Source organism: Neobacillus sp. FSL H8-0543, from assembly GCF_038592905.1.
GTDB lineage: Bacteria > Bacillota > Bacilli > Bacillales > Cytobacillaceae > Neobacillus.
This window is the reverse complement of record NZ_CP151943.1, coordinates 4,298,065-4,320,176: the sequence shown is the minus strand read 5'-3', so window position 1 is coordinate 4,320,176 and position 22,112 is coordinate 4,298,065. Positions and strand designations below refer to the sequence as shown.

The 22,112-nt window shown below is 37.5% G+C and carries 17 protein-coding genes; 2 read left to right on the top strand and 15 right to left on the bottom strand.

The features are described from left to right. The first annotated feature begins 347 nt into the window (after positions 1-347). Positions 348-2,057 (top strand): PucR family transcriptional regulator ligand-binding domain-containing protein, encoded by a 1,710-nt coding sequence (locus tag NSS81_RS21670; protein ID WP_342430694.1) that lies wholly within the window; start codon positions 348-350, stop codon positions 2,055-2,057. Between the two features lie 567 nt (positions 2,058-2,624). Here the strand turns inward: NSS81_RS21670 and arcC are convergent. The 4 genes from arcC to NSS81_RS21650 all read right to left on the bottom strand — a co-directional run bounded on the left by arcC (position 2,625) and on the right by NSS81_RS21650 (position 7,024). Beyond that, positions 2,625-3,608, bottom strand: a complete 984-nt coding sequence (arcC, locus tag NSS81_RS21665) for a carbamate kinase (protein WP_342430693.1) — start codon at positions 3,606-3,608, stop codon at positions 2,625-2,627. 19 nt (positions 3,609-3,627) lie between these two features. After that, on the bottom strand, positions 3,628-4,797 hold the full coding sequence (locus NSS81_RS21660) for an ankyrin repeat domain-containing protein (RefSeq protein ID WP_342430692.1): 1,170 nt from the start codon (positions 4,795-4,797) through the stop codon (positions 3,628-3,630). 122 nt (positions 4,798-4,919) lie between these two features. Then, positions 4,920-5,369 (bottom strand): nucleoside deaminase, encoded by a 450-nt coding sequence (locus tag NSS81_RS21655; RefSeq protein WP_342430691.1) that lies wholly within the window; start codon positions 5,367-5,369, stop codon positions 4,920-4,922. A 110-nt stretch (positions 5,370-5,479) separates the two neighbouring features. Beyond that, positions 5,480-7,024, bottom strand: coding sequence for a xanthine permease (locus NSS81_RS21650; RefSeq protein WP_342430690.1), 1,545 nt, complete (start codon positions 7,022-7,024; stop codon positions 5,480-5,482). 403 nt (positions 7,025-7,427) lie between these two features. On the opposite strand from NSS81_RS21650, the gene NSS81_RS21645 reads away from it, so the two are divergent. After that, on the top strand, positions 7,428-8,297 hold the full coding sequence (locus tag NSS81_RS21645) for an alpha/beta hydrolase (protein ID WP_342430689.1): 870 nt from the start codon (positions 7,428-7,430) through the stop codon (positions 8,295-8,297). 45 nt (positions 8,298-8,342) lie between these two features. Here the strand turns inward: NSS81_RS21645 and NSS81_RS21640 are convergent, their stop codons facing one another. The 11 genes from NSS81_RS21640 to NSS81_RS21590 all read right to left on the bottom strand — a co-directional run bounded on the left by NSS81_RS21640 (position 8,343) and on the right by NSS81_RS21590 (position 21,887). Further along, positions 8,343-9,770 carry a DUF1116 domain-containing protein gene (locus tag NSS81_RS21640; protein ID WP_342430688.1) on the bottom strand — a complete coding sequence of 476 codons (1,428 nt, stop codon included), beginning with the start codon at positions 9,768-9,770 and terminating at the stop codon, positions 8,343-8,345. Positions 9,771-9,772: 2 nt separating this feature from the next. Continuing rightward, positions 9,773-11,320, bottom strand: coding sequence for an acyl-CoA synthetase FdrA (fdrA, locus tag NSS81_RS21635; protein ID WP_342430687.1), 1,548 nt, complete (start codon positions 11,318-11,320; stop codon positions 9,773-9,775). Continuing rightward, complete coding sequence (locus tag NSS81_RS21630; protein WP_342430686.1) at positions 11,314-12,201, bottom strand: DUF2877 domain-containing protein; 888 nt, start codon at positions 12,199-12,201, stop codon at positions 11,314-11,316. The genes fdrA and NSS81_RS21630 overlap by 7 nt, the downstream gene beginning before the upstream one ends. A gap of 552 nt (positions 12,202-12,753) precedes the next feature. Further along, entirely contained in the window at positions 12,754-12,966 is a 213-nt protein-coding gene (locus tag NSS81_RS21625) for an acetyl-CoA carboxylase biotin carboxyl carrier protein subunit (RefSeq protein WP_342430685.1), read from the bottom strand. Between the two features lie 17 nt (positions 12,967-12,983). Continuing rightward, positions 12,984-14,339: an acetyl-CoA carboxylase biotin carboxylase subunit gene (locus NSS81_RS21620; protein WP_342430684.1), complete on the bottom strand. Its 1,356-nt coding sequence runs from the start codon at positions 14,337-14,339 to the stop codon at positions 12,984-12,986. Positions 14,340-14,448: 109 nt separating this feature from the next. Continuing rightward, positions 14,449-15,588 (bottom strand): acyl-CoA dehydrogenase, encoded by a 1,140-nt coding sequence (locus NSS81_RS21615; protein ID WP_342430683.1) that lies wholly within the window; start codon positions 15,586-15,588, stop codon positions 14,449-14,451. A 569-nt stretch (positions 15,589-16,157) separates the two neighbouring features. Next, positions 16,158-17,780, bottom strand: a complete 1,623-nt coding sequence (locus NSS81_RS21610) for a M20/M25/M40 family metallo-hydrolase (protein WP_342430682.1) — start codon at positions 17,778-17,780, stop codon at positions 16,158-16,160. A 138-nt stretch (positions 17,781-17,918) separates the two neighbouring features. Continuing rightward, on the bottom strand, positions 17,919-18,638 hold the full coding sequence (locus tag NSS81_RS21605; RefSeq protein ID WP_342430681.1) for a lactate utilization protein C: 720 nt from the start codon (positions 18,636-18,638) through the stop codon (positions 17,919-17,921). Between the two features lie 2 nt (positions 18,639-18,640). Further along, the gene (locus tag NSS81_RS21600) at positions 18,641-20,065 is read right to left on the bottom strand and encodes a LutB/LldF family L-lactate oxidation iron-sulfur protein (RefSeq protein ID WP_342430680.1); all 1,425 of its coding nucleotides are present in this window, start codon (positions 20,063-20,065) and stop codon (positions 18,641-18,643) included. A gap of 51 nt (positions 20,066-20,116) precedes the next feature. Next, a complete protein-coding gene (locus NSS81_RS21595; protein WP_342430679.1) occupies positions 20,117-20,833 on the bottom strand; it encodes a (Fe-S)-binding protein in 717 nt (238 codons plus the stop codon). Between the two features lie 79 nt (positions 20,834-20,912). Next, positions 20,913-21,887, bottom strand: coding sequence for a multidrug resistance efflux transporter family protein (locus tag NSS81_RS21590; protein ID WP_342430678.1), 975 nt, complete (start codon positions 21,885-21,887; stop codon positions 20,913-20,915). Positions 21,888-22,112: the final 225 nt, after the last annotated feature.

Below are 22,112 nucleotides of genomic sequence, written 5' to 3'. Positions count from 1 at the left end.
TGTTAAGCTTATGAAAGAACTCTATGCTCAATTGGTTATCTTGCCCAAATTTATTCTAGTATATTTAGGCATTATGCATAACATCCTGTTTTTGTTTATCCAAAATAACTACATCAGGATAAAAGTATCTCTTTTTTTAATTAATCGCTTAATCTATCAGGATTAGTTAAAATAGCTCTTAATCCATTATTCTATAAAAACTGATTTATGGAAGTATGCTTGTTTTCATTAATATTTTATTTCAAATGCCTATAAATATCATTGTTCATTCGAACCAAAATGACTTGAAATCATTTGAGCATGTTGTACAATTGAAATGATATGTGAAAACAGAGGATGTGTAAAGATTGTTAACCGTTAAAGACCTTTTTGAAATTAAAGCCATTGATGGATTAAAAATAGTAGCAGGGGAAAAAGGAATTAATAATGAGATAACCATTGTAAATATTATTGAAAATCCTGAGGCATTCGATTGGCTTTCACCAAATGAACTGCTATTATCTACAGGATATATTTTTAAAGACAATGAAGAATTACAAAATCGTATCATCAAGGAGCTTTCTGACATTAACTGTGCCGGACTAGTTATCAAAATGAAAAGATACTTTGATAAACTCCCACAGAACATGATTGACCAAGCAAATAAGCTTGGATTACCTTTACTGGAGTTGCCATTTGAATATACTTTATCAAGAGTCATCTCAATTATTAATGAAAAAGCATCAGGAAGATACGATTTATTAAATAGAAAAACCCTAGACATACATAATTTATTCTTTAGAATTACACTTGAAGGCGGTGGAATTGATCGAATTTTATCAATGTTATCCGAGACCATTAATAATCCGATTATTTTTGTAAATGAGGATTGGAAGCTAGTTGACTATACAGAACATGAAAATAATAAATTCCCACTTTCATATTGTCTTGATTTGGTGAAAAATAGACCTCCGTTCTCAAAAGAATTCATTGAATCTATTCCAAAAAATGTAAGTGAATACAAAAGGACGATTAAACGAAATTATTACTTAGAAGGTATGGAAATAAAATGCAGAATCCTGCCAGTTGCGGCAGCAATCTCTATTTATGGATATATTATTGTATGGCAAACAGTAAGAGAATTAACTGAATTTGACTTCATTATTTTAGAGCAGGCATCGACGAACATTGTACTTGAAAGGATAAAAGCGAAGGAAATAGAGGAAGTGAAATTAAAAATCAGACATGACTTTTTCGATGATTTGCTTACTGGGAAAATAACCTCTAGTGAAACCATTCATTCGCTAAGTGAAATGCACGGACTTCATACGAATTATATGTATTACTGTATTGTGATTAATATAGAAATAGAGGAGTTCCAGCAGTATGAGGATATGGTGGCTAGAAGGGTTAGTTTGGAGAATAAAGCTAGGAAATGTGTGGATCTAATCTATGATTACGCCAAAACAGCAGACGGAGAAGTTACCTGCTTTCACCGAAACAATCGAATCATCATCTTAATTGGACAGCACGAAAACCGACCAGCCGTTTCCGTTTATGAAGCAAAACAATATACTAATAAACTATACAGTATTCTAAAAAAGCAAGTAAGTGATTCCACCTTTTTAATCGGAATTGGCAGACAGTACAGAACGGTTCGTTCTCTTCATAAAAGCTTTTCCGAAGCAAATGAATCAATAAGATTGATGCGAAAATTTGAAGATAGTGGCGGCGTATCCCATTTTGAAGATCATTCTATCTACCACTTTTTAGATTCTAATATTAAGGACATGGAATTAGAAGAATTCTTTATGAAGCGACTCGGAAAAGTTTATGAAAACGATCAGTCACATGGAACAAGCTACATTATTACACTGGAAAATTATTTTCAGAATAACCTTAATATCAGTGAAACAGCAAAAGCGATGTTCTTGCATCGGAACACACTCATTTATAGAATTGAGAAAATCAAAGAAATATTAAATTCTGATTTAAAGAATTCAGAGGAACTGCTTCAAATCCAATTAGCATTAAAGATTTTTAGATTGTTAAACAAGAAACTTCGGATAGATTCATAATCAATAAAGAAGAGGATCACCACCCTTCCGATATAGTCCACCATAAACCAAGATTTTTTCTAATACAACACCTTAAGGGATATCCTGCATGGATATCCCTTTTGTTATTAGCTTATTATTTCTTAGCTTTATATTTTGAAAAATAAGGGAAACTGATTAAAACGGATAAAAAGACAATGATAATTACGGCAACTCTTAAATTAATAAACTAGGTAGACTAAAAATGAATAATAATACTGCTATCAAAAGAGTAAAAAATATCCTGCTCTGTATCGAAATTTGATGCTTCGTTCCACATTTCCTACATACCAGTGGTTTATAATTCCAACGGATTGTCTTTTGTATTTCTTTCCATGAAAATTAACATTTACAAGTTTCACACTTTTGTAAGCCCAATAAAAACACCTCTCTTACTTGGAAATCTCTGCCGGAAATTAATTAATGGCTCCTGACATCATGTTTCCTTTATAAAACACTGCAAACCTTTTGCTGGAATTCATGCTCTCCAAGAAAAAAAACCGACACTTTTTTACTCGGTGCCGACTTTCGAAATATCACATATTATTTCTAACAAACCTCTACATCTCTATTCAGGCTTAAGCCGTTGACAATGTGAGTACCTTGTTTATTATTAATTGCATCTTTTAAACTTTCTGGATTTGTAATAACTACTCTCTTTCCACCATTTCCCAAGAAACTTAGGCTAGCTTCAATTTTTGGCAGCATACTGCCCGGTGGAAAGTGGTTTTCAAGAACATATTGTTTTGTCTCTTCTACTGTAATTTTTTCTAAGGCTAGTTGATTTGGTTTTCCAAAATTAATACATACTCTTGGAACACCAGTTGTAATGATTAATATCTCAGCATTGACTTGTTCCGCTAAAAGACTGGTCGCAAAATCCTTATCAATTACCGCATCAACACCAACATACGCATTATCTCGTGTTTTTACAACTGGAATGCCGCCGCCGCCAACTGAAATCACTACGTAACCAGCATCTACCAAAGAATTGATCGCTTCTTTTTCAACAATATCAATTGGTTTGGGTGATGGAACCACTCTTCGATAACCACGTCCGGAATCTTCTATAAAAATCCACTTAGGATGTTCCATTTTCATCTCTTCCACTTGTTCTAAAGTAAAGAATGAACCAACCGGTTTTGTTGGATTTTCGAAATTCGAATCATTAATGTCAACTTCAACTTGTGTAACGATCGTTGCAACTTTTTTATTTATACCTCTTTTAGTAAATTCATTGGTTAATGCTTGTTGAATTTGGTAGCCAATTCCCCCCTGCGTATCTGCAACGCAATTGACAAGCGGCACAACAGGTATTCCAGCAACTTCATTTGCAATTTCAGACCTTCTAAGTCCAAAGCCAACCTGTGGGCCATTTCCATGAGTCACAACGACATTGTAGCCTTCTTGAACCATATCTGCGATATTTACGGCCGTCTCACTAACAGCTTCATATTGATCTTGAACAGAGTCACGTCCATTTTCTCGGACTAGTGAGTTGCCACCAATAGCTACAATAGCCAATTTCCTCATCCGTTTACCCCCTGTGATTCTAATTGTTTTTTAATAATTCAAGTGATTGGTTCTTATGCAATTGATATAATGGATTGGTTGGGTCGTTTGCAATTGCATTTTCAATTGCCTCAATTGCTGCTTCATGCCTTCTGAGGGACCTCAAACTGTTTGCCTTATGGAAAGAAAAATCATATCTGTTCGGCTGAAGCGCTAATAGCATATCCATTTCGCCTACAGCTTCTTCGTGTCGGCCTAGTTCTCTTAGGTAATTTGATTTATGGTAACGGTAAAAGGTTTCATTAGGGTCTAATTCACATACTTTGTCATATTCCCTTAGCGCCTCTTTAGGTTTCTTCATTAACCTTAAGCAATTTGCGGTATAGAAATACAAATCAAGATCATTCGGATTAATCACTAATGCCTTTTTAAATTCCTCGAGTGCTTCATCATAACGCTTAAGTTCTTGCAGAGAATAGCCCTTGTAGAAATAATAATCTAGATTATTTGGATTTGTCTCGATGGCTTGATTCATTTCTGAAATTACTTCTTCGTACTTATCATCTAAATATAAAGTTTTTGCTTTGTTTATATATTCATTTTGTTCAACATACCTATTAGTAAGAATCTTGACTACTTTCTCATGCCTCAATTCTTTGGCATGCTGTAGCGAAGACTTTCCATCCCTATCTGGTAAATTTACATCTGCACCAGCTTTTACTAGTAATTCAATAATCATGGAGTATAAGCGGCCCCCGTTACCCAAAATTACTGACTCTAAAAGAGCCGACCAGCCTAAATTATTGGCATGATTGACAGGGATACCAGCTTCCAAACATCTTTGTACGGTTTTTAGATAGCCTTTTTCACTGGAAGGTAATAATGCAGTACCGCCAAATCGGTTTACACTGTTTAAATCTGCTCCATAAGGCAGCATCAAGCTTAAAATTTCATGGAAACCATTGGCACCGGAACAAATAAAAGGTGTTAATTGCGTGATGTCTCTTGTGTTGACATCACTTCCAGCTTCTAAAAGTACTTTTACAACTTCGATTTGATTTTTTTGAGTAGCAGCCATTAAAGCAGTACGACCATCTACATCTTTATAACCAACACGCGCCCCTTCTACTAAAAGTTGACGGACAACATCAACATCACCTTGTTCACTAACATTAATCAGTATTTGATTTAATGTTTCTGTCTTCACCATCACATACCCCTCTTTTATAAACATTAATTTACTTGGAATTACAAGTTTTATTTAGAAAGTCTACCTAGTAAAAAAATTCATCCGGCGCTGTTGTTTGCAGCACCGGAGAATTATCAATGTTATTATTTATTATACTTATGGAAAAATTCAAACAAATGATCACAATCTTCTCTTTGCTCTACCTTAACCATGTTGAGTACACTTTCATCTTCACCTGTTAAATACTTGCGTAAGTGCATGTCAGAGAAGCCATGTTTATCCGCATCTTCTCTCGTATTGCAGTAATACACTTTTTTAATTCCTGTCCAAATAATGGCTGACACACACATTGGACAAGGTTCACATGTCGCATAGATGACACAATCAGATAAATCTATCGTGCCAAGTTTTTTACAAGCTTCACGAACCGCAACCATTTCAGCATGTGCAGATGGGTCCGTATCTCTCATCATTGTATTGCTTACTACAGCGATAATTTCATCGCCGCGTACGATTGTTGCACCGAATGGTCCACCAACCTTGTTTGCCATACCGACAAGTGTTGCATCGGCAGCTAATTTCATATAATCCATGTCAAAATTCCTCCTAGTGTTGTTAAATGACCCAGCCTCAATATTTCATTTTTTCACATCAAACCCAAGTGTAGGATCACTACGCTCTTATTCCCCAATAGTTTTCATTTTTACTCAGTAACAGGACCAATATTATCTTTCTTATTTACATAAAGCTTATACGCTAAAACTGCTGCAATTAGGAGATATCCCCAAACGAAAGGCATAGCAGTTACTTGTGCAAGTCCGATAGTGGCTGTGTGAATTGCACCAATAAAAGATAAGGCGGCTGCTAACACTGCAGCTATTATGCCTCCAATAGGCGTGTTACGGATCGTAAATACCGCGATACAACCCCATAGAACACTAGAAATAGGTGCACCATTACCTAGAGCAACCAAGCCATCGTAGAAAAGTCCTGCATTGTTCAGATCAAGCGAAGAAACTTGACCTGCAGCATTCCCCGCAGATGTACCAGCAGCCGAAAGTGCATTATTTACAGCAACAAGTGCCCAGTTAGCAACCCATGGGAAGAAACATACAAAGATTGCCGGAGCTTCAAATTTCGGACTTTCTTTGACAACTTGATGCCCTGTTACAATCGCAATAAACACCAGCATCGGAACAATAGCGGCAATTGGGACAACAGCTAGCAACAGACCCATTAGACTGAAAATCGATAATAGGAATATAGCAACTGAGCTAGCAATTGAATAGCCTAAACCAGCACCAACTTCTTTCCAACCAGCATGACCTACATAAACTGTTACTGGGAATGGGTTACCACAAAGGCCACCTATTGCAGTAGAAAAACCGTTCGCAAGCATAACATCCCGAGTTTTGTATTCATCACCACAGACAGCAGCAGCTTCAACGTTTTCTAAGTTAAAAATGTAGTTTGCTAACCCTAGAGGTACAGCCGTTAATAAATATGGCAAAGCAGCGCTAAAATGGTCGAAAAGTCCATTTAAATGCAACATAGGAGGATTAAATCCAAATGATTTTAGAGCTTCAGTAACATCAGCAGGATTTTGATATCCAGCTATCCAAGCAATTGCCGTTCCAACTACGATTAATAATAAACCCGTAGGTATTTTTTTTAATATTGGATGTTTACTCAACCAGTTCATGAAGATAATGATAAGAGCAACAAATGCAACTATAGGCATTTCAAAAGATTGCAGCATTGGGTTCATACCCAAGAATACAAATGCCAAACCTGCCAAGGCTGCTAGCAATACAGTTCTTGGGACGATCTTTCTAATCGTTTCACCCAGGAATGCACCTAAGAATAAAATGGAAGCCTCAACAAAGCCCCAAATCACAGCGACTGTTGTTGTGAAAACAGCATCCTGTGTTTGATGATATAAAGGAAGCATAATAACAAATACGATAAGAAATATTCCAGGTGAACTAGAACCTGATGGTAATGCGGTAACATCTTTTCTACCTGTTTTCTTAGCTAATTTATAGGCAAAATAAGCAAAAATAATACCAGATAGAAGTACTGCAAATCCAAAACCAGGAACAATTCGTTTAAAAACAAACTCACTTGGCATACCAACTACACCAATTAATAATGAGATCATAACCAAAAAGTCTGTCAAAACGTTAACGAACAAACCGAAGGAAGCGGCAATGTCCCCTTTTTTCCAAAATTGAATTTTTTGATCCATTACATTTCACCTCTAAATATGAATTAGTTTGTTGAATGTGAAAAAATAGTTAGCAATATCTCGTACTCTACTTAATTTTCCTCCTTTTTCGAAGAGAATCTTGTTTTTCTCCGGAGATTTTTATTATTCTAAAAAAGAAACAATAACATTTGGTAACCCTTACATGTTATATTTTAGTCGTTAAGCCTTTCTGGGTCATTGGCTACCAATACCAAAAAAAAAGGATTTCATTTAGGCAAGTTATACAATAACATTTGTACAAAGCATGTCCTAGATTATGGATTAGAAAAACATACAAACAGTGGGATTATTTGTTATGTTGCACAATCCTTTTCATTGCATTATTTGACTATTTTTTTTAGTATTAACTGAAACAATATTTAGATAGGACGTGTAAATAAAATTGAAGAAAACCGTTATTTATAAAGAAGATGTAAATTTCTCACTGAAGGCAGATTTTTATAGAGCTAACCAAGAAAATGCTCCTATTGTCATTTATATTCATGGTGGCGGATTAATTTGGGGTACCAGAGAAGAAATAAGTGAAGAAATGATCAAACTTTACACCAACAATGGATTCTCACTCTTTTCAATTGACTATAGGCTGGCTCCTTCAACAAAACTGCCGGAAATTCTTAAGGATATTGAGGATGCAATTCACTGGATTCAATTAGAAGGACCCAAACAATTTTCAATAGACCCAAAGAAAATTGCAGTTGTAGGAAGTTCCGCCGGTGGTTTTTTAGCTCTTACTACTGGAACATTTACTCATAAGCCTCTTGCAATTGTTTCCTTTTACGGATACGGGGATCTTCTTGGTAACTGGGCAACAAGCCCAAGCAAATATTATTGCCAAAAGGACATTGTTCCTAAGGAACTCGCTAATAAACTAATCACAGATCGAATAATAACTGAGGCAACAGTAGAAGAACGGTTTCTATTTTATGTTTATGCGAGACAGAATGGAGTTTGGATCGAAGAAATTACAGGTGTTAATCCTGTACATAATAAAGAAGCTCTCTATCCATTTTGTCCAAATCGGCATGTAACAAAAGAATATCCACCAACTCTTTTATTACACGGAACGAAGGATACCGATGTTCCATACGAACAGTCAGTATATATGAGGGCTGCTATTATTAAAGAAAAGGTTGAAGCAAAACTTATTACAATTCCTAATGGTGAGCACGTATTTGATAAAAATTTCCAAGATCCCCTTGTTCAATATGCACTAAAACAAGTCATTGATTTTTTAAAAACCCACCTGAATTAAGTAAAAAGCCCAGCATTTTAATCATGCTGGACTTTTTTATTTATTTTATCGAATGTTTTCACTTAGAGCTAGCATTGCTTTTTCAAAGGCTTCGACTGGAGGATAGGTAATTCCTGCACCTATCATTCCGATTCCTGCATCTTTATGGGCAATTGCTGTATTAATAATCGGCATTATACCTGTTTGAATAACCTTACGAACATCAATCCCTGTCGGTATTCCCATGAAATCAAGTACCGGAATTGTTACGTTAGGATTTTCTGTTGTTGTGATTTCCTTCATTTTAGTTGTATAACCAATAGCTTCCTCTGGTGTTCCACCAACTAATGCAACTATTGCTGGAGCTGTTGCCATTGCAAACCCACCGAAACCATATGTTTCTGTAATTGCACTGTCCCCAATATCAAGTCCAGAATCTTCTGGCTTGTAACCTGCAAACATTGGACCTATAACTTTTTGTGCAGGACCAGTAAACCATGTGTTTCCAGGCATTCCGCTAACACGGATACCGAATTCAACACCATTCCGGGCCATGGTTGTAACGACTGTACTATTTTCAATACCGTGAGCAGAATCAAGGGCACATTTCGCCATTGCCATCCAAGTAGGACCAGAGAAGTAATCACTGCTAGCAACGAAATCAAAGACTTCTTTCTTTTGTTCAATTGTATAATCAGTTTGTAAAATATACGAAGTTAAAGCTTGGATTAATAATGTTGTACCCGCAATATTTCGGTTATGACACTCGTCTCCCATATGAAGTGCCTGCGCAAGCATTAAACGTAAGTCAATTCCATTAGGACTTAGTTTCATCGCATCACGTAAAATAGGACCGAAAACATCGCGCATCCATATTAAACGATCAATAACACTTTGATCATTGGCTCCCATTCGAAGGATTTTTGCTAATTGTTCACTTAAGTTTGTATAAGCAATATTGCCATACGTTTTATTTTCAACAATATGCATAAACATTGACGCAGATGTGACACCTGCCATTGAACCTACACAGTTGTGTTCATGACATGGTGAAAAGGTAATCTCCCCAGATGCCGCCAGTTTAGCCGCTTCTTCTACATCCTTAGCTAATCCTTCAAATACGATTGCACCTGTAACGGCACCTTTCATAGGACCATTCATTTTATCCCAAGTAATTGGAGGGCCTGCATGAAGAATCGTTGTTTTTGTCATACCAGGTACGCAATTAATGGCTTGATCATATCCAATTAAAACAGGATGAGAATTAATAATTCTTTCAACTGCCAATTGATTAGCTGCTTCGATTTTTTCCAAGAGTTCTGGACTCTCAAGCTTGTCAAGTGCTGCAATTAATGATGGGTTTCCTCTACCTGGCGGTGTCCATTCTAAATGAATGACTTCAGAGCCTTGTTGCATTAAATCATCTTTAAATGACTCAATTCCTACGTTAATAACATGGGGTTTACTTTTAAATAAATCGCTAATTTTACTCATACCTATTCTCCCTTCACAACGAATTCTCTAGCCAATAATCCTGCATTTTGCATGCTGCTAGCATGTGTTACATCCGCAGCTAATAATTTATTAATTTGCTCTTCATAATTTTGCGGGTCTAAATCTGTTCCAAGAACATATCCAATTACTTCTAAATGTCTTCCTTCTTGTTCCGCCTGTTGTTTCGCTTCTATAATTGCAGGTAGGAAAGCTCCAACTGGATCTTCATGTGCTCCATAACCTATAACAAAGTCCATCACAATAACTCCAACCGATGGATCTTTTGCCTCTTGAATAAATCTTTCAAGACGTGTAGATGGATCAATCATTGGGTGTGGCTTACCTTGTGTATATTCATCATCACCAAAGTCGATGAATGTGTGCTCTTGGCTCGTATAACGATCTTTTAAACGATACTCGGGATTTCTTTGAATATTGCTGTAGACATTATCGAATTTCTCCATAGCCGCATGCATAGCTTCATCGGCCAGAGTTCCGCCGCTGAAAAGTCCACGAACATATTTCTGTTCAGGAGTTAATTTTGTCCGAACTTCTTCAATAAGAGGTATATTTAATGCACGTTTATTTAACTTACTTTCGTCCGCACCTGCCAATAGTACTGCTTTAAGTGCAGCTTCTTTAGACATTTTGGCAAAATGGGCGCCAGCTTCAGTAATTTTTTCTTCATTCCCGCCAACAAACCAAACGACAACTGGTTTTTTACATGTTTTAATTTTCGCTAATACTTTTTCTTCCACACTTGATGCAGGTGGCTTCGAAACAACAACAATGACTTTTGTCTCTTCATCGTCTTCAAGTGCCTGAATACCATCAAGCATCATGATTCCGCCAACCTCTTCTTTTAAATCTCTACCGCCTGTTCCAATCAGTTGAGAAATACCGTAGCCAAATTCGTGAATACGGACACTTACCTCTTGGCTGCCAGTTCCTGATGCCCCAACAATACCAATATTCCCTTTTCTTACTGCGTTTGCGAAGCAAAGGGCTGTATTGCCGATAATCGCTGTTCCACAGTCTGGTCCCATCATGAATAAGCCTTTTTCATGAGCTAATTTTTTTAATTCAATTTCATCTTCTATGCTAACATTGTCGCTAAATATCATGACATGCAAATCATTTTCAAGTGCCTTTTTCGCTTCTCTAGCTGCATAAGCACCATTCACAGCAATAATAGCTAAATTGGCTTCTGGGTTACTTACTGCAGCAGAAGAAATAGTTGAATATTTTAGGTCATTTTTCCCCTTTTTACCAGAATTCTTTTTTGTAAACAAATCATTAATTTTTTTGAAAGCGATTTCGCATAATTCGTCAGTTGCCGCTTTTACGACAATAATTAAATCACTTGCGCCTGCTCCCTCTACTTCAGGTGTCAGTAAACCGACATTTTTCATTACCTCTTTATTCATTTCCGTACCCATTGCAATAATGGCTTGATCAACTTCTTCAATTTGATTCGCTTTAGTGGACAGTGACATTAAAGATACTGAATCGAAATATGTGTTTGGCTTAATCAATGCTTGTACTAACATACTTTTCCTCCTGCTCTAATATTGGCTTCCATTCCGAAAACAATGCCTAAAGCTATATCTGTTCCGGATGTTGAGCCTATGTTTAATAATTTATTTAAAGAGAGAATTAAGTCCTCATCATTCTCAATTAATAATGAATTAACTAAAGAAATAATAGACTCTCTCACTTTTCCAATTGAAGCTTTTTTCAAAGTCATGTAACTAATGTCATTTGTTAAGGTTTTGGCTTTCATCAAAATATCTCTACAAAATGATCGGTAAAGATAAAAAGGGCTGTTTTTCATATTAATAATAGTAAATAACCCTGTTAAAAAATCATCCCCAGAAGGAGTTAACCCTGGCCCAAGACCTACAAGTGAAACCGCGTGTGGCAATGCAGATGATATTCGGTTATTTAATAATTCGTTTAAAAGCAAAAGAGTTCTTTTCTCAAGCATATTCGAGACTTCTGCTTCAAAAGGACTTTGGGGTATTACGTTTTTTTTTATTCCACCGCCCACACCGTGAATGTTAATATATTCCTTCATTTTCATTAAATTTCGTTTCAGGATTACTACATTACTTGGGTAGGTTGGTAAAATACTTTCCCATTTATAGGCTTTATCACTAGAAATAGTTAGCTTTTCCCCAATATACAAGAGATTTTTTTCAACCCGTACCGGATCATTGACTTCGATTTCTAATGGCTTCATATTATCAACATCAATAATTAACGTATTAGGGCCATTATCAAGTTTGCTGCATGCAATCGTATACAAATCTTCATTTTCGAAACACTTAATATTAAAAGTCCGATTAAATGTACTATGCACAACACCAGTAAATAGTGAGTTATTAATTCCCTTTATAAAATCTGCATCACCAGAGATTGTATTTGCCACGAATAACACCCCATAAATCTAGAATCATGCAGTCAAATAACTTTTTAGCAGATCGAACCTCCTTTTGGAAAAGAAAGTTTGTAAGCATTAACAGAAAATTTGTACATGTTTGGACTTAAATTAGTATGCACTACCCATACAAAACACAACTTAGTCTATGGCAGCACTGTACATTTTTAGGAAACTAACTAAAATGCTTACATGTTTATTTTAGTTATAATGCATAACACCGTCATCGTTTAACGAATCCAAAAAACCTTGCATTCAATTGTGCAAATCATACAATGGTTTATGATTAAATTATGACATAGAAATGAATTGTTTTGACAAGGCTCGTAATATAGGATTTAAAAGCTAAAATAAAAGTTGACCACACTTAACACCAAATCCTTTATCATAGAGTTTTTTTGCACAACAAAAAAACCAGTAGAACCTTCCCCACGGTCCTACTGGTTGAAAAGATAGTATTTTGGCTGGAAAATTCGAAAGAAAAAGGAAAAACTTCGTTCTATTTTCATCCCATCACCATAAATAATCAGTTCAGGTTCATTATTATTCAACTTCTACAATGACGTCACCTTCATTTACAAAGTCGCCTTCATTTACTTTTACTTCTTTCACCGTTCCAGCGAATTCAGCTTCAATCGGAATCTCCATTTTCATCGATTCTAAAATCACAACTTCTTGACCCTCTTCTACCTGATCACCCACTTTAATTAAAACCTTCCATACACTGCCTGCCATACTTGCAATGATTTTACTCATGATTATTCCTCCTATTTTTACGATTTTGTTTTTTTGGTTTTTATATACTTGTTAATAAAGTCTGTTGTCGTATCACCTAAATGAAAAGCCAAATGGGCAATTACCTCTTGCAGCATTGGGATATTTGTTTTAATACCTTCAATATGATAATCAGCTAATGCATCTTGCAGACGATTTATAGCCTCTTCACGATTGCAGCCCTTTACAACAAGCTTAGCAATCATTGGATCATAATAAGGAGTCACTACAGATTGACCGTTTATCGCTAATTCATGCCGAATTCCAGGTCCGTTCGGCAAATCTAATTTTGTTATTTTTCCAGGTGAAGGGAAAAATGTTTTGGGATCTTCTGCATAGATTCTAACCTCAATTGCATGCCCCTCACGTTCTACCTCTTCTTGTGAAAAATTCAGAGCTTCACCTGCAGCAATTTGCAATTGTTTTTCAACTAGGTCTATACCTGTAATTTCTTCCGTAATCGGATGCTCCACTTGCAAACGGGTATTCATTTCAAGAAAGTAGAAATTTTGTTCTTCATCAACCAAGAACTCGATTGTTCCTGCATTTTTATACCCAATTGATTTTGAAGCTTTTACTGCAGCCTCCCCCATCTTGGTACGAGTTTCTTCAGATATAAACGATGAAGGAGCTTCCTCTACCACTTTTTGATGACGACGCTGGATCGAACATTCACGTTCCCAAAGGTAAACGACATTTCCAAACCCGTCTGCCAAAATTTGAATCTCAATATGTCTTGGATTTTCAACGAATTTTTCAATATACATGGCTCCATCGCCAAAGAAATCAGTAGCCCGCTTTTGATTCCCCTCAAAAGCTTTTCGGATTTCATCCCCGTTTTGGACCACCTGCATTCCAATTCCGCCACCCCCAGCGGAGGCTTTTAGCATAACGGGATAACCGATGCGATCCGCCGCTTCTACCGCTTCCTCTGCATCTGCCAGAGGATAGGTAATCCCTGGTACGACAGGAACACCTGCGGCCTCCATCGCTTTGCGTGATTCAATCTTACTTCCCATTTTAGAAATAACCTTTGGAGAAGGACCGATGAATATAAGTCCTGCTTCTTCACAACGGCTTGCAAAGCCAGCATTTTCAGAAAGCAGGCCATATCCCGGGTGAATTGCCTCCGCTTTTGAAACTTTAGCCACCTCTAGAATCTTATTAATATTTAAATAGCTTTCTGCTACGCGAGGACCTCCGATTAAATAGGCCTCATCTGCCATTTTCACATGTGGAGCATTCGCATCAGCTTCTGAGTAAACGGCAATCGTTGTAATCCCTAAGGCTTTGCATGTACGGATTACACGTACAGCAATTTCGCCGCGATTAGCAATTAAAACCTTTTTGAACATGCCTTTCCTCCCTTTCTATCTTCTATTAAATAGGTTCAAAACTCGCAGTCTTCAATTCAAGCTTTTACGTTAATGAGATTTGTAACTAGAAAAATTACACTTGGGTTACTTAACATCCAATTTGTTTTGCTATGACCATTCGTTGAACTTCTGATGTTCCTTCACCAATTTCCAAGAGTTTCGCATCACGGAAGAATCGCTCAACTTGATATTCCTTCATATATCCATATCCGCCATGAATTTGAATCGCTTGATCACATGCACGCATGCATATTTCCGAAGCGAATAATTTTGCATAGGCCGCCTCTTTTTTAAATACTCGTCCTTGATCCTTTAACCAAGCTGCTTTGAAAACCATATTCCGGGCTAATTCGATATTCATTGCCATGTCAGCTAATTTAAATTGAATTGCCTGGAAATTGGCTAAGCTTTTTCCAAACTGTTTTCTTTCTTTAGCATATTGAAGAGATTTTTCATATGCTCCTTGAGCAATGCCAACAGCCATGGCACCAATTCCAATTCTTCCGCCATCAAGAGTAGCTAAAAATTGTTTGTAACCGTTTCCAACTTTTCCTAGCAGATTTTCTTTAGGAACTCTTACATTCTCTAGGATAAGTTCTGTGGTATTTGAGGCATGCAGACCCATTTTTTCGTAGTTATCGATTACAGTGAATCCTGAAGCTTTTGTAGGAACAATAAATGCACTGATACCGTTGATTCCTTTTGAACGGTCAGTTACCGCAGTTACTGCAAGGTGATTGGCAAAGCTTGCATTTGTAATAAAACATTTGGAGCCGTTAATGATCCACTCATCTCCATCAAGAACTGCTGTTGTTTGAGTTCCTCCCGCATCGGAGCCTGCATTCGGTTCAGTCAATCCAAATGCTCCGAAGGACTCTCCAGTACAAATTGGTGTTAAGTATTTCTCTTTTTGCTCGTGGGTACCAAATAAATTAAGAGGGGCCCCTCCTAATGAAATATGTGCTGAATAGGTAATTCCTGTTGATGCACATACACGACTAAGTTCTTCAACAACAATTGCAAAGCTGATCGTGTCTGCTTCACCTCCACCATATTGTTCAGGGAAAGGAAGACCCATGATCCCTAACTCTGCTAATTTCGAAAAAAGTTCCTTAGGGAAATCCCCCGTTCGATCGCGTTCATCTGCTCCAGGAGCAACTTCTGCATCAGCAAAATCTCGAATTACACTGCGTATCATCTCTTGTTCTTTCGTTAAATCAAAATTCATTTAGCTACAACACCCTTCTAAAAATTCATTTTATTTTTCAGCAAAAAATTTGAAAATAATAAAATAGCAAACCCCAACTATTCCCTAATAGTTATATTCTGATTATATGAAAATTTAGAAAGTAATGATAGGGGTAGCACGTAATTACATTGGACTCTTTTGAACTATCTTTGCAGTTTAAAATAGAGGATATAAATCTCCTTGAAGCGATTAGCCACCAGGCAGCGGTAGCCTTGGAAAAATTTATACTTTATTATGAAAAGAAAATAATCGTTTAAAGTGAATTGAAGAAATTTTATTAACTTACTTGAATAATAGTTAACCATTATTTTATATTCACTTAGCTAAAAATATCTATCAATATATAATAGATAAAGACACTTAAAAGACCGCGGGGAACATCACACTGATGTGTCCCCCTAAAAGTTAGAGTTTTATATTAAGCAGTTAATTGGCTGGTATGGATAAGGTATTGAACCGGGCTACCACTTAATATATCAATTATTAAATTTCAACTATTTTAATTGCAGCCGGAAAAGGCTCTTACCCATTTGAATCGCCACTTTCTGTTATTCTGAAGTTTGATTTATAGGAAACATACTGCGAACTAATGCCTCTAGCATTATCGGCACTTGAACAAATGCACTATTTATATGAAGTCTTTCCGTTCGCTTATGTGCATCTTTTCCGAAAGGACCGATATTCAATACAGGGGCATTTATCTTTTGTATATCTGCAAAGGGAATGCAGTATGTGTCTCCCCACACTGGTGTATTGCGTTCGTACGTTTTCCAGCCTTGATCTTCGTCCTCGTATAAGACATAGCTGAGATCGGAGATACCATTAAAATAATGGATTTGATTAATTTCTAAATTTAATTGTTCTTTTCCAATTTTCTTCATTAATTTAACTGCTTCAATGACAAGCGGTACGTTTGAAGAATTAACCGCAGGATAAAACGGCGGTGCGAACAACAGGACCATTGTCGGACCGAGTTCTTGACAATGAATCATAAGTAAATCAGCGATTCTAATGGATTTTTCACGGTCGTCCCAGTTTGAGTTATTCATTACCTCAATTTTGAAACCTTCGATGGCTTTCGATCCTAGTTTGTTCATAGCATACTCTAGTAACTCTTCATAGTATAAGACATTTACTTTTCCAATGGGTTCAATGCCTTCCCGCTCACACATTTCAAAATATGCAGTATTGCATGTTCTAGCAGCGTCCCTAGCCACTGCCCCAAATATATCCATTATTTCGCCGGCATTACGCTTCATTAGAAATACATTATAAAGTGCTTCCGCACGGTTTGGTGTCTGTGTGCTATATTCAACCTTCAGATCTTTTTGCCGAAGTGAAACTGGAAGCGGTGTATTTTCTCCGAAATTATTCTCTCGGAATAAAGAATTCCATTCCATTCGTTGAGTTAAAAAAGATGCCATATAATTAGCAGTTAGGCCACTCAAAGGCTCGCCAACATGGGTTTCTTTGCCGTAAAATAAAACAGCAGGCATTATTTTACCAATGGATCCCGAATAAATATAATAATTGGTATCCCCTGGGTTCTGTGAGAATGATGGTTCACTATTTAAAAACAATTTGTATTTCAATTGATGTTCTTCTTGTAATTGGACAAGTTTTGGAATGACGGCACGCATTCCTTCTGAGTCAACCTCTTCATCTGGTACACTAACCAGTAATAAATTGATTGGCCATTTTTCAAAACTCGCTTTTTCAATCAAAGCCATGTGAAGGGCGAGACCCATTTTCATATCCATAGTCCCTCGACCGAATAAATAGTCACCCGACTCGAGGTCAACACGCGAATCAATCGGTAACTCTTTTGTCCAGTTTAATAAAGCAACGGTTAGTTCTTCTGGTTGGCATGCAAGAGGTTCAAGTTCCGCATATTCTTTAGTATCAACCGTATCAAAATGACTAATTAAGACAATTGTCTCTGCCGAATCATTATTTTTATATAAAGCAGTAACGGCATTACGTCCTCGGCCAGTTTCATGAAGTCCTACATTGGAAGGGTTTTTTTGGAAGTATTCCAGTTCCAATAACTTCGATTTTAAATTGTACGCGAATTTGATCTCCCCCTCTGTGAGGGTCCTGCTTTGCCAACCGACAAGCTCGCAAAGCAATGAGCGCAATGTTTCTGGTTTACCCCATTTTAAATCACACAAGTGACATCCTCCTAAACCCGGAAATTCGAAATTTATAAATGAATTCCATGCCTATTGACTAGAACAAGGACCTGATAGTTTACATTTTCTTTTATTACCTTTTGTCTTAGCTGCATAAAAACAGACTTCAAAAACCTTTTAAAGATCATTTATGACAATATAGGCTGCCTTCACCGGTCCGTGGACTCCAACTACTAGGTTTAACTCAATATCCGCTGAATTGCTTGGTCCTGTAATAAAATTGATGCAGGTAGCGATGTAACCTGTTTTTTGATAAAGTTCACGCATTTTTTTTGCTGCTTGAGTCATCCTTGGCACCAGCGAACTTTTGGGGATTAAGGCAATATAGGCAGCTGGCAGAAAGCTAACCGTTCTTCCTTTGTTCTCATTACTAAATAAAACAACGGTTCCTGACTCAGCCAGTGTAATTTCACTGATGGTAATACCGACATTTGCCTTTTCTGCTTTTGTAATGTTCTCTGCCCCTTTCGTATGGTCCCATTCAAAGACATCGATATTTTGAGCTGGCCATTCGGATTTCATTAGCCTGTCGAGACCCCATTGGGAGAATCGCTCATCCCTCCAAGTAACGATTGGACCGCCGCCATATTCAGATATCACATCATTAAGAGTGGAGGATAATTCTTTTAGATCTGTTGTTACAAGTGATGTATGTATTCTTTTACACTGCTCTTGTAAAACTTCTAATAAGTCATCTTGTGTAGCATCCTTCAGCACATTGTCCTGGGGGCGAAATTTCCATTTTGGCCGTTCAACTGGAGTCGTTATCCTGGCTCGTCCTAGCTGGCTGGCAATTTTATTTAAAAATGCTTCACGACTCTCAATAGTTCCTGACATGATTAATCGCCCCCCTTTTCTCTATTCTTAAACCAATCTCTAAATCTCTCTTTATTCGGAGCAGGAAACTCCCGTATTTCAGTCCAAGCTTTTAATGGTCCAGGTCCCTTTGAAATCTTTTCCCCCACTGTAAATGGATTCATGGCAGTTGGAGCGATTTTAGAGCCAATTTGATAAAGAATAGGTGATGCAGCACCTAACCCGAATGCCTTCATCGCTAGTTTTTCTGATATTGGCGCCTTTCCTTCCTTCTCAACAATCACTTCCCGGTGCTTATGAAGCAGGTTATGCAGCGGGATTTTTACCGGACAGACTTCTGTACAAGCCCCGCAAAGCGTAGAAGCATAAGGAAGTTCCTTGAATTCATCATAACCGCCAAGTAATGGTGAAAGGACAGCGCCAATTGGTCCTGAATAGATTGACCCATAGGAATGCCCGCCAACATGGCGATAAACCGGGCATACGTTGACACAGGCCGCACAGCGAATGCATTGTAAGACTGATTGAAATTCTCCGCCAAGTATATTGGAACGGCCGTTATCAACAATGACAAGATGGAATTCCTCGGGGCCATCGACATCTAATTCTTCCCTTGGTCCAGTAAGTACAGTAATATAGCTAGTTAACTTTTGCCCAACGGCACTCCTGGTTAACAGTGATACAAGAACTTCCATTTCTTCAAAGGTAGGGACAATCCTTTCCATACCCATTACAGTAATTTGTGTTTTTGGTAAAGCCGTTACCAAATCAGCATTTCCTTCATTTGTGACCAAACTGAACGATCCAGTTTCGGCAACGGCAAAGTTACAGCCGGTAATGCCAATGTCTGCTGACAGATATTCCTTCCTGAGCATTTCCCGTGCATGCCATGCTAACTCTTCAGGTTTAGATGTTTTGTTATAGCCAAGCCTTTCCGTGAAAACATCACGGATTTGCTCTTTATTTTTATGAAGAGCGGGTACAACGATATGGGAAGGGGGATCATGATCATCCACTTGGAGAATATACTCGCCAAGGTCCGTTTCAATGACCTGACAGCCTTCTTGTTCCAAAGCCGCATTTAGACTAATTTCTTCGGTTACCATCGATTTGGATTTTACTATCTTTTTTGCTTTTTTCTGGCGGACAATTCCGCGAATATATTCATTTGCTTCCTCTTTTGTTTGCGCAAAATAGACATTTCCACCACGCTTTGCGACTTTTTCACTTAGTTGTTCCAAATAGTAATCCAAGTTCTCGAGGACATGCTGGCGGATTTCTTCCCCATGCGAGCGCCATTCTTCCCAGTTCCCAAGTTCCTCTGTTGCAAGGCGTCGTTTAACACCCATACCATCCTGGGCACTGGATACAGCTCCACGCATAAAATCGTCATGAATCCCTTTATCCACTCGTTCCTTAAAGTGCTCATTGCCAATTTTCATTGCCATTCGTTTATTCCTCCATTTTAAAACACATTCCTTTTGAAGGTATCAAAATTATTAACGACTATTTAAAACTTCAGCAATATGTAAAACCTTAATAGGCTTTCCTTTTCGGTCGATTCTTCCGCCGATGTTCATAAGACATCCAGCGTCTGCCCCGATTAGATAATCTGCGCCTGTTTCCTCGATATGACACACCTTTTCATCCACCATCTGCTCTGATATTTGTGCCATTTTAACCGAAAAGGTACCACCGAATCCGCAGCATTGCTCTTTTCCTGGTAACTCTGTATAATTCAGCCCTTTGACATTTTTCAATAGAACCATGGGAGCTTCTGTCACTCCCAGCAATCTTGTCATATGGCATGAGGTATGATAGGTAACATTTCCTTCAAATGTAGCTCCCACATCCTCAACTTTTAGAACATCTACAATGAATTGTGTTAGCTCATAGGTTTTTTCAGCTAACTTCTTTGCTTTAGGTTCCCAAATCGGATCCCCTTTAAAAACATGAGGATATTCGTGAAACATATAGGCACATGAACCTGATGGTGAGACCACAAACTCAGCACCTTGAAAGGTATCAATCATCCGTTTCATCGCTTCTTTGGATTCTTTCGTATACCCGCTATTATATGCTGGCTGCCCGCAGCAAACTTGAGATTTTGGAAAATCAATCTCACAGCCTAGTCTTTCTAGCAATTCAACCGTTGCCTTTCCTACATTACTTTGAAACATATCCACAAGGCATGTCGCAAATAAACTTACTTTCATTCTCCCACCCCCTTTTAGCTACATCTATTGATTATTATAGAAAAAAAGCGATGCCCTTTTTTTCAGCATCGCACCATTTTTAGTTTAAGTTTACTGATTGATCAAAATAACTTTCCGCTTTTTTATTTGATACACAGCTATGCAAAATCATTCCAAGGATGACGATAATAATTCCGCCCCATGATAGTAGCGAAGGAAATGATATAGATAGAAATAGAAGTTCACCAGCTAAAGCAAAAACCACTTCCATTGATTGTGTCGCTTCAACAGCAGCTAACTTTTGCATATTTCCTCTTACCAAATCTGTAGCCATGAAAAATAAGACAGTCGCGATGACCCCAGAAAAAAGTGCCACCAATAAAGATTGAAGACTTTGCCCTCCACTAGGTAATCCAACGGTATAAATTCCATACAAGGAAAGTAAAAACCAGAATGGAAGACTTGCTAAAGTCATTCCTAACACGCGTTGATAAGCGTCTAATCGCCCTTCACATACATCCATCATTTTGCGATTTCCTAAAGGATAGGCAAATGATGCAATCAGAATCGGGACAACTCCCCATAATAGATTCTCAAAGGAAAATTGTTTTGCATGTTCTAACTGCATGAGAACTATACCTAACAAAATGATCATTGACATGAAAAGACCCCTAATGGGAATCTTCCCTTTTACCTGAACTGAACCATTCTTAGTGTGTATCGTCTCAAAAAATAACGGTGCCAGTAATGCACCTGAAATAATCGTAATTTGCCATGTACCAGCGATTAGCCAGCCTGGTGAGTAGGCAGCAGCAAAACATAATGGAGCATAGAATAACCCGAAGCCAATGAAGCTCCATAACATCCATTTACCTGGTTGTTTACTGATTTCTTTTAAGAGTGGCCGTAAATTTTTCCTCATTAAAACAATACACAATAGAAAAGGGACCATAAAGAAATACCGGAGCGATGCACTCCAAATCCAGCTGCCGCCAGATAACTCCATAGATGCATTAAGGACAAATGTAAAAGCAAAAAAGATAGCCGCACAAATACCGATTAAAATTGATTTCAACTAAACTCACCACTAATCAACATACAAATAATTGGTTTAATCATGTCATTTTCCATAAAACCAATATAGCGCATATTCGTTTCTATTACAAATCAATTATTCTAATTTTCCAACAATAACTCTTGAAAGGGGTTGAGATTAAAAAAAGGGGTGTATATCGGGCCTAAAATGACAAAAAGCACCCGAATAATCTTATTCGGAATGCTTTTTTGTGTAATTGAATGA

Coding starts and splice junctions, on each gene's coding strand:
- NSS81_RS21660 (WP_342430692.1), bottom strand. CDS start 4,797: ATGGTGAAGACAGAAACATTAAATCAAATACTGATTAATGTTAGTGAA.
- NSS81_RS21605 (WP_342430681.1), bottom strand. CDS start 18,638: ATGTCAGGAACTATTGAGAGTCGTGAAGCATTTTTAAATAAAATTGCC.
- fdrA (WP_342430687.1), bottom strand. CDS start 11,320: ATGTTAGTACAAGCATTGATTAAGCCAAACACATATTTCGATTCAGTA.
- NSS81_RS21595 (WP_342430679.1), bottom strand. CDS start 20,833: ATGAAAGTAAGTTTATTTGCGACATGCCTTGTGGATATGTTTCAAAGT.
- NSS81_RS21650 (WP_342430690.1), bottom strand. CDS start 7,024: ATGGATCAAAAAATTCAATTTTGGAAAAAAGGGGACATTGCCGCTTCC.
- NSS81_RS21655 (WP_342430691.1), bottom strand. CDS start 5,369: ATGGATTATATGAAATTAGCTGCCGATGCAACACTTGTCGGTATGGCA.
- NSS81_RS21615 (WP_342430683.1), bottom strand. CDS start 15,588: ATGAATTTTGATTTAACGAAAGAACAAGAGATGATACGCAGTGTAATT.
- arcC (WP_342430693.1), bottom strand. CDS start 3,608: ATGAGGAAATTGGCTATTGTAGCTATTGGTGGCAACTCACTAGTCCGA.
- NSS81_RS21620 (WP_342430684.1), bottom strand. CDS start 14,339: ATGTTCAAAAAGGTTTTAATTGCTAATCGCGGCGAAATTGCTGTACGT.
- NSS81_RS21640 (WP_342430688.1), bottom strand. CDS start 9,770: ATGAGTAAAATTAGCGATTTATTTAAAAGTAAACCCCATGTTATTAAC.
- NSS81_RS21600 (WP_342430680.1), bottom strand. CDS start 20,065: ATGGCAATGAAAATTGGCAATGAGCACTTTAAGGAACGAGTGGATAAA.
- NSS81_RS21625 (WP_342430685.1), bottom strand. CDS start 12,966: ATGAGTAAAATCATTGCAAGTATGGCAGGCAGTGTATGGAAGGTTTTA.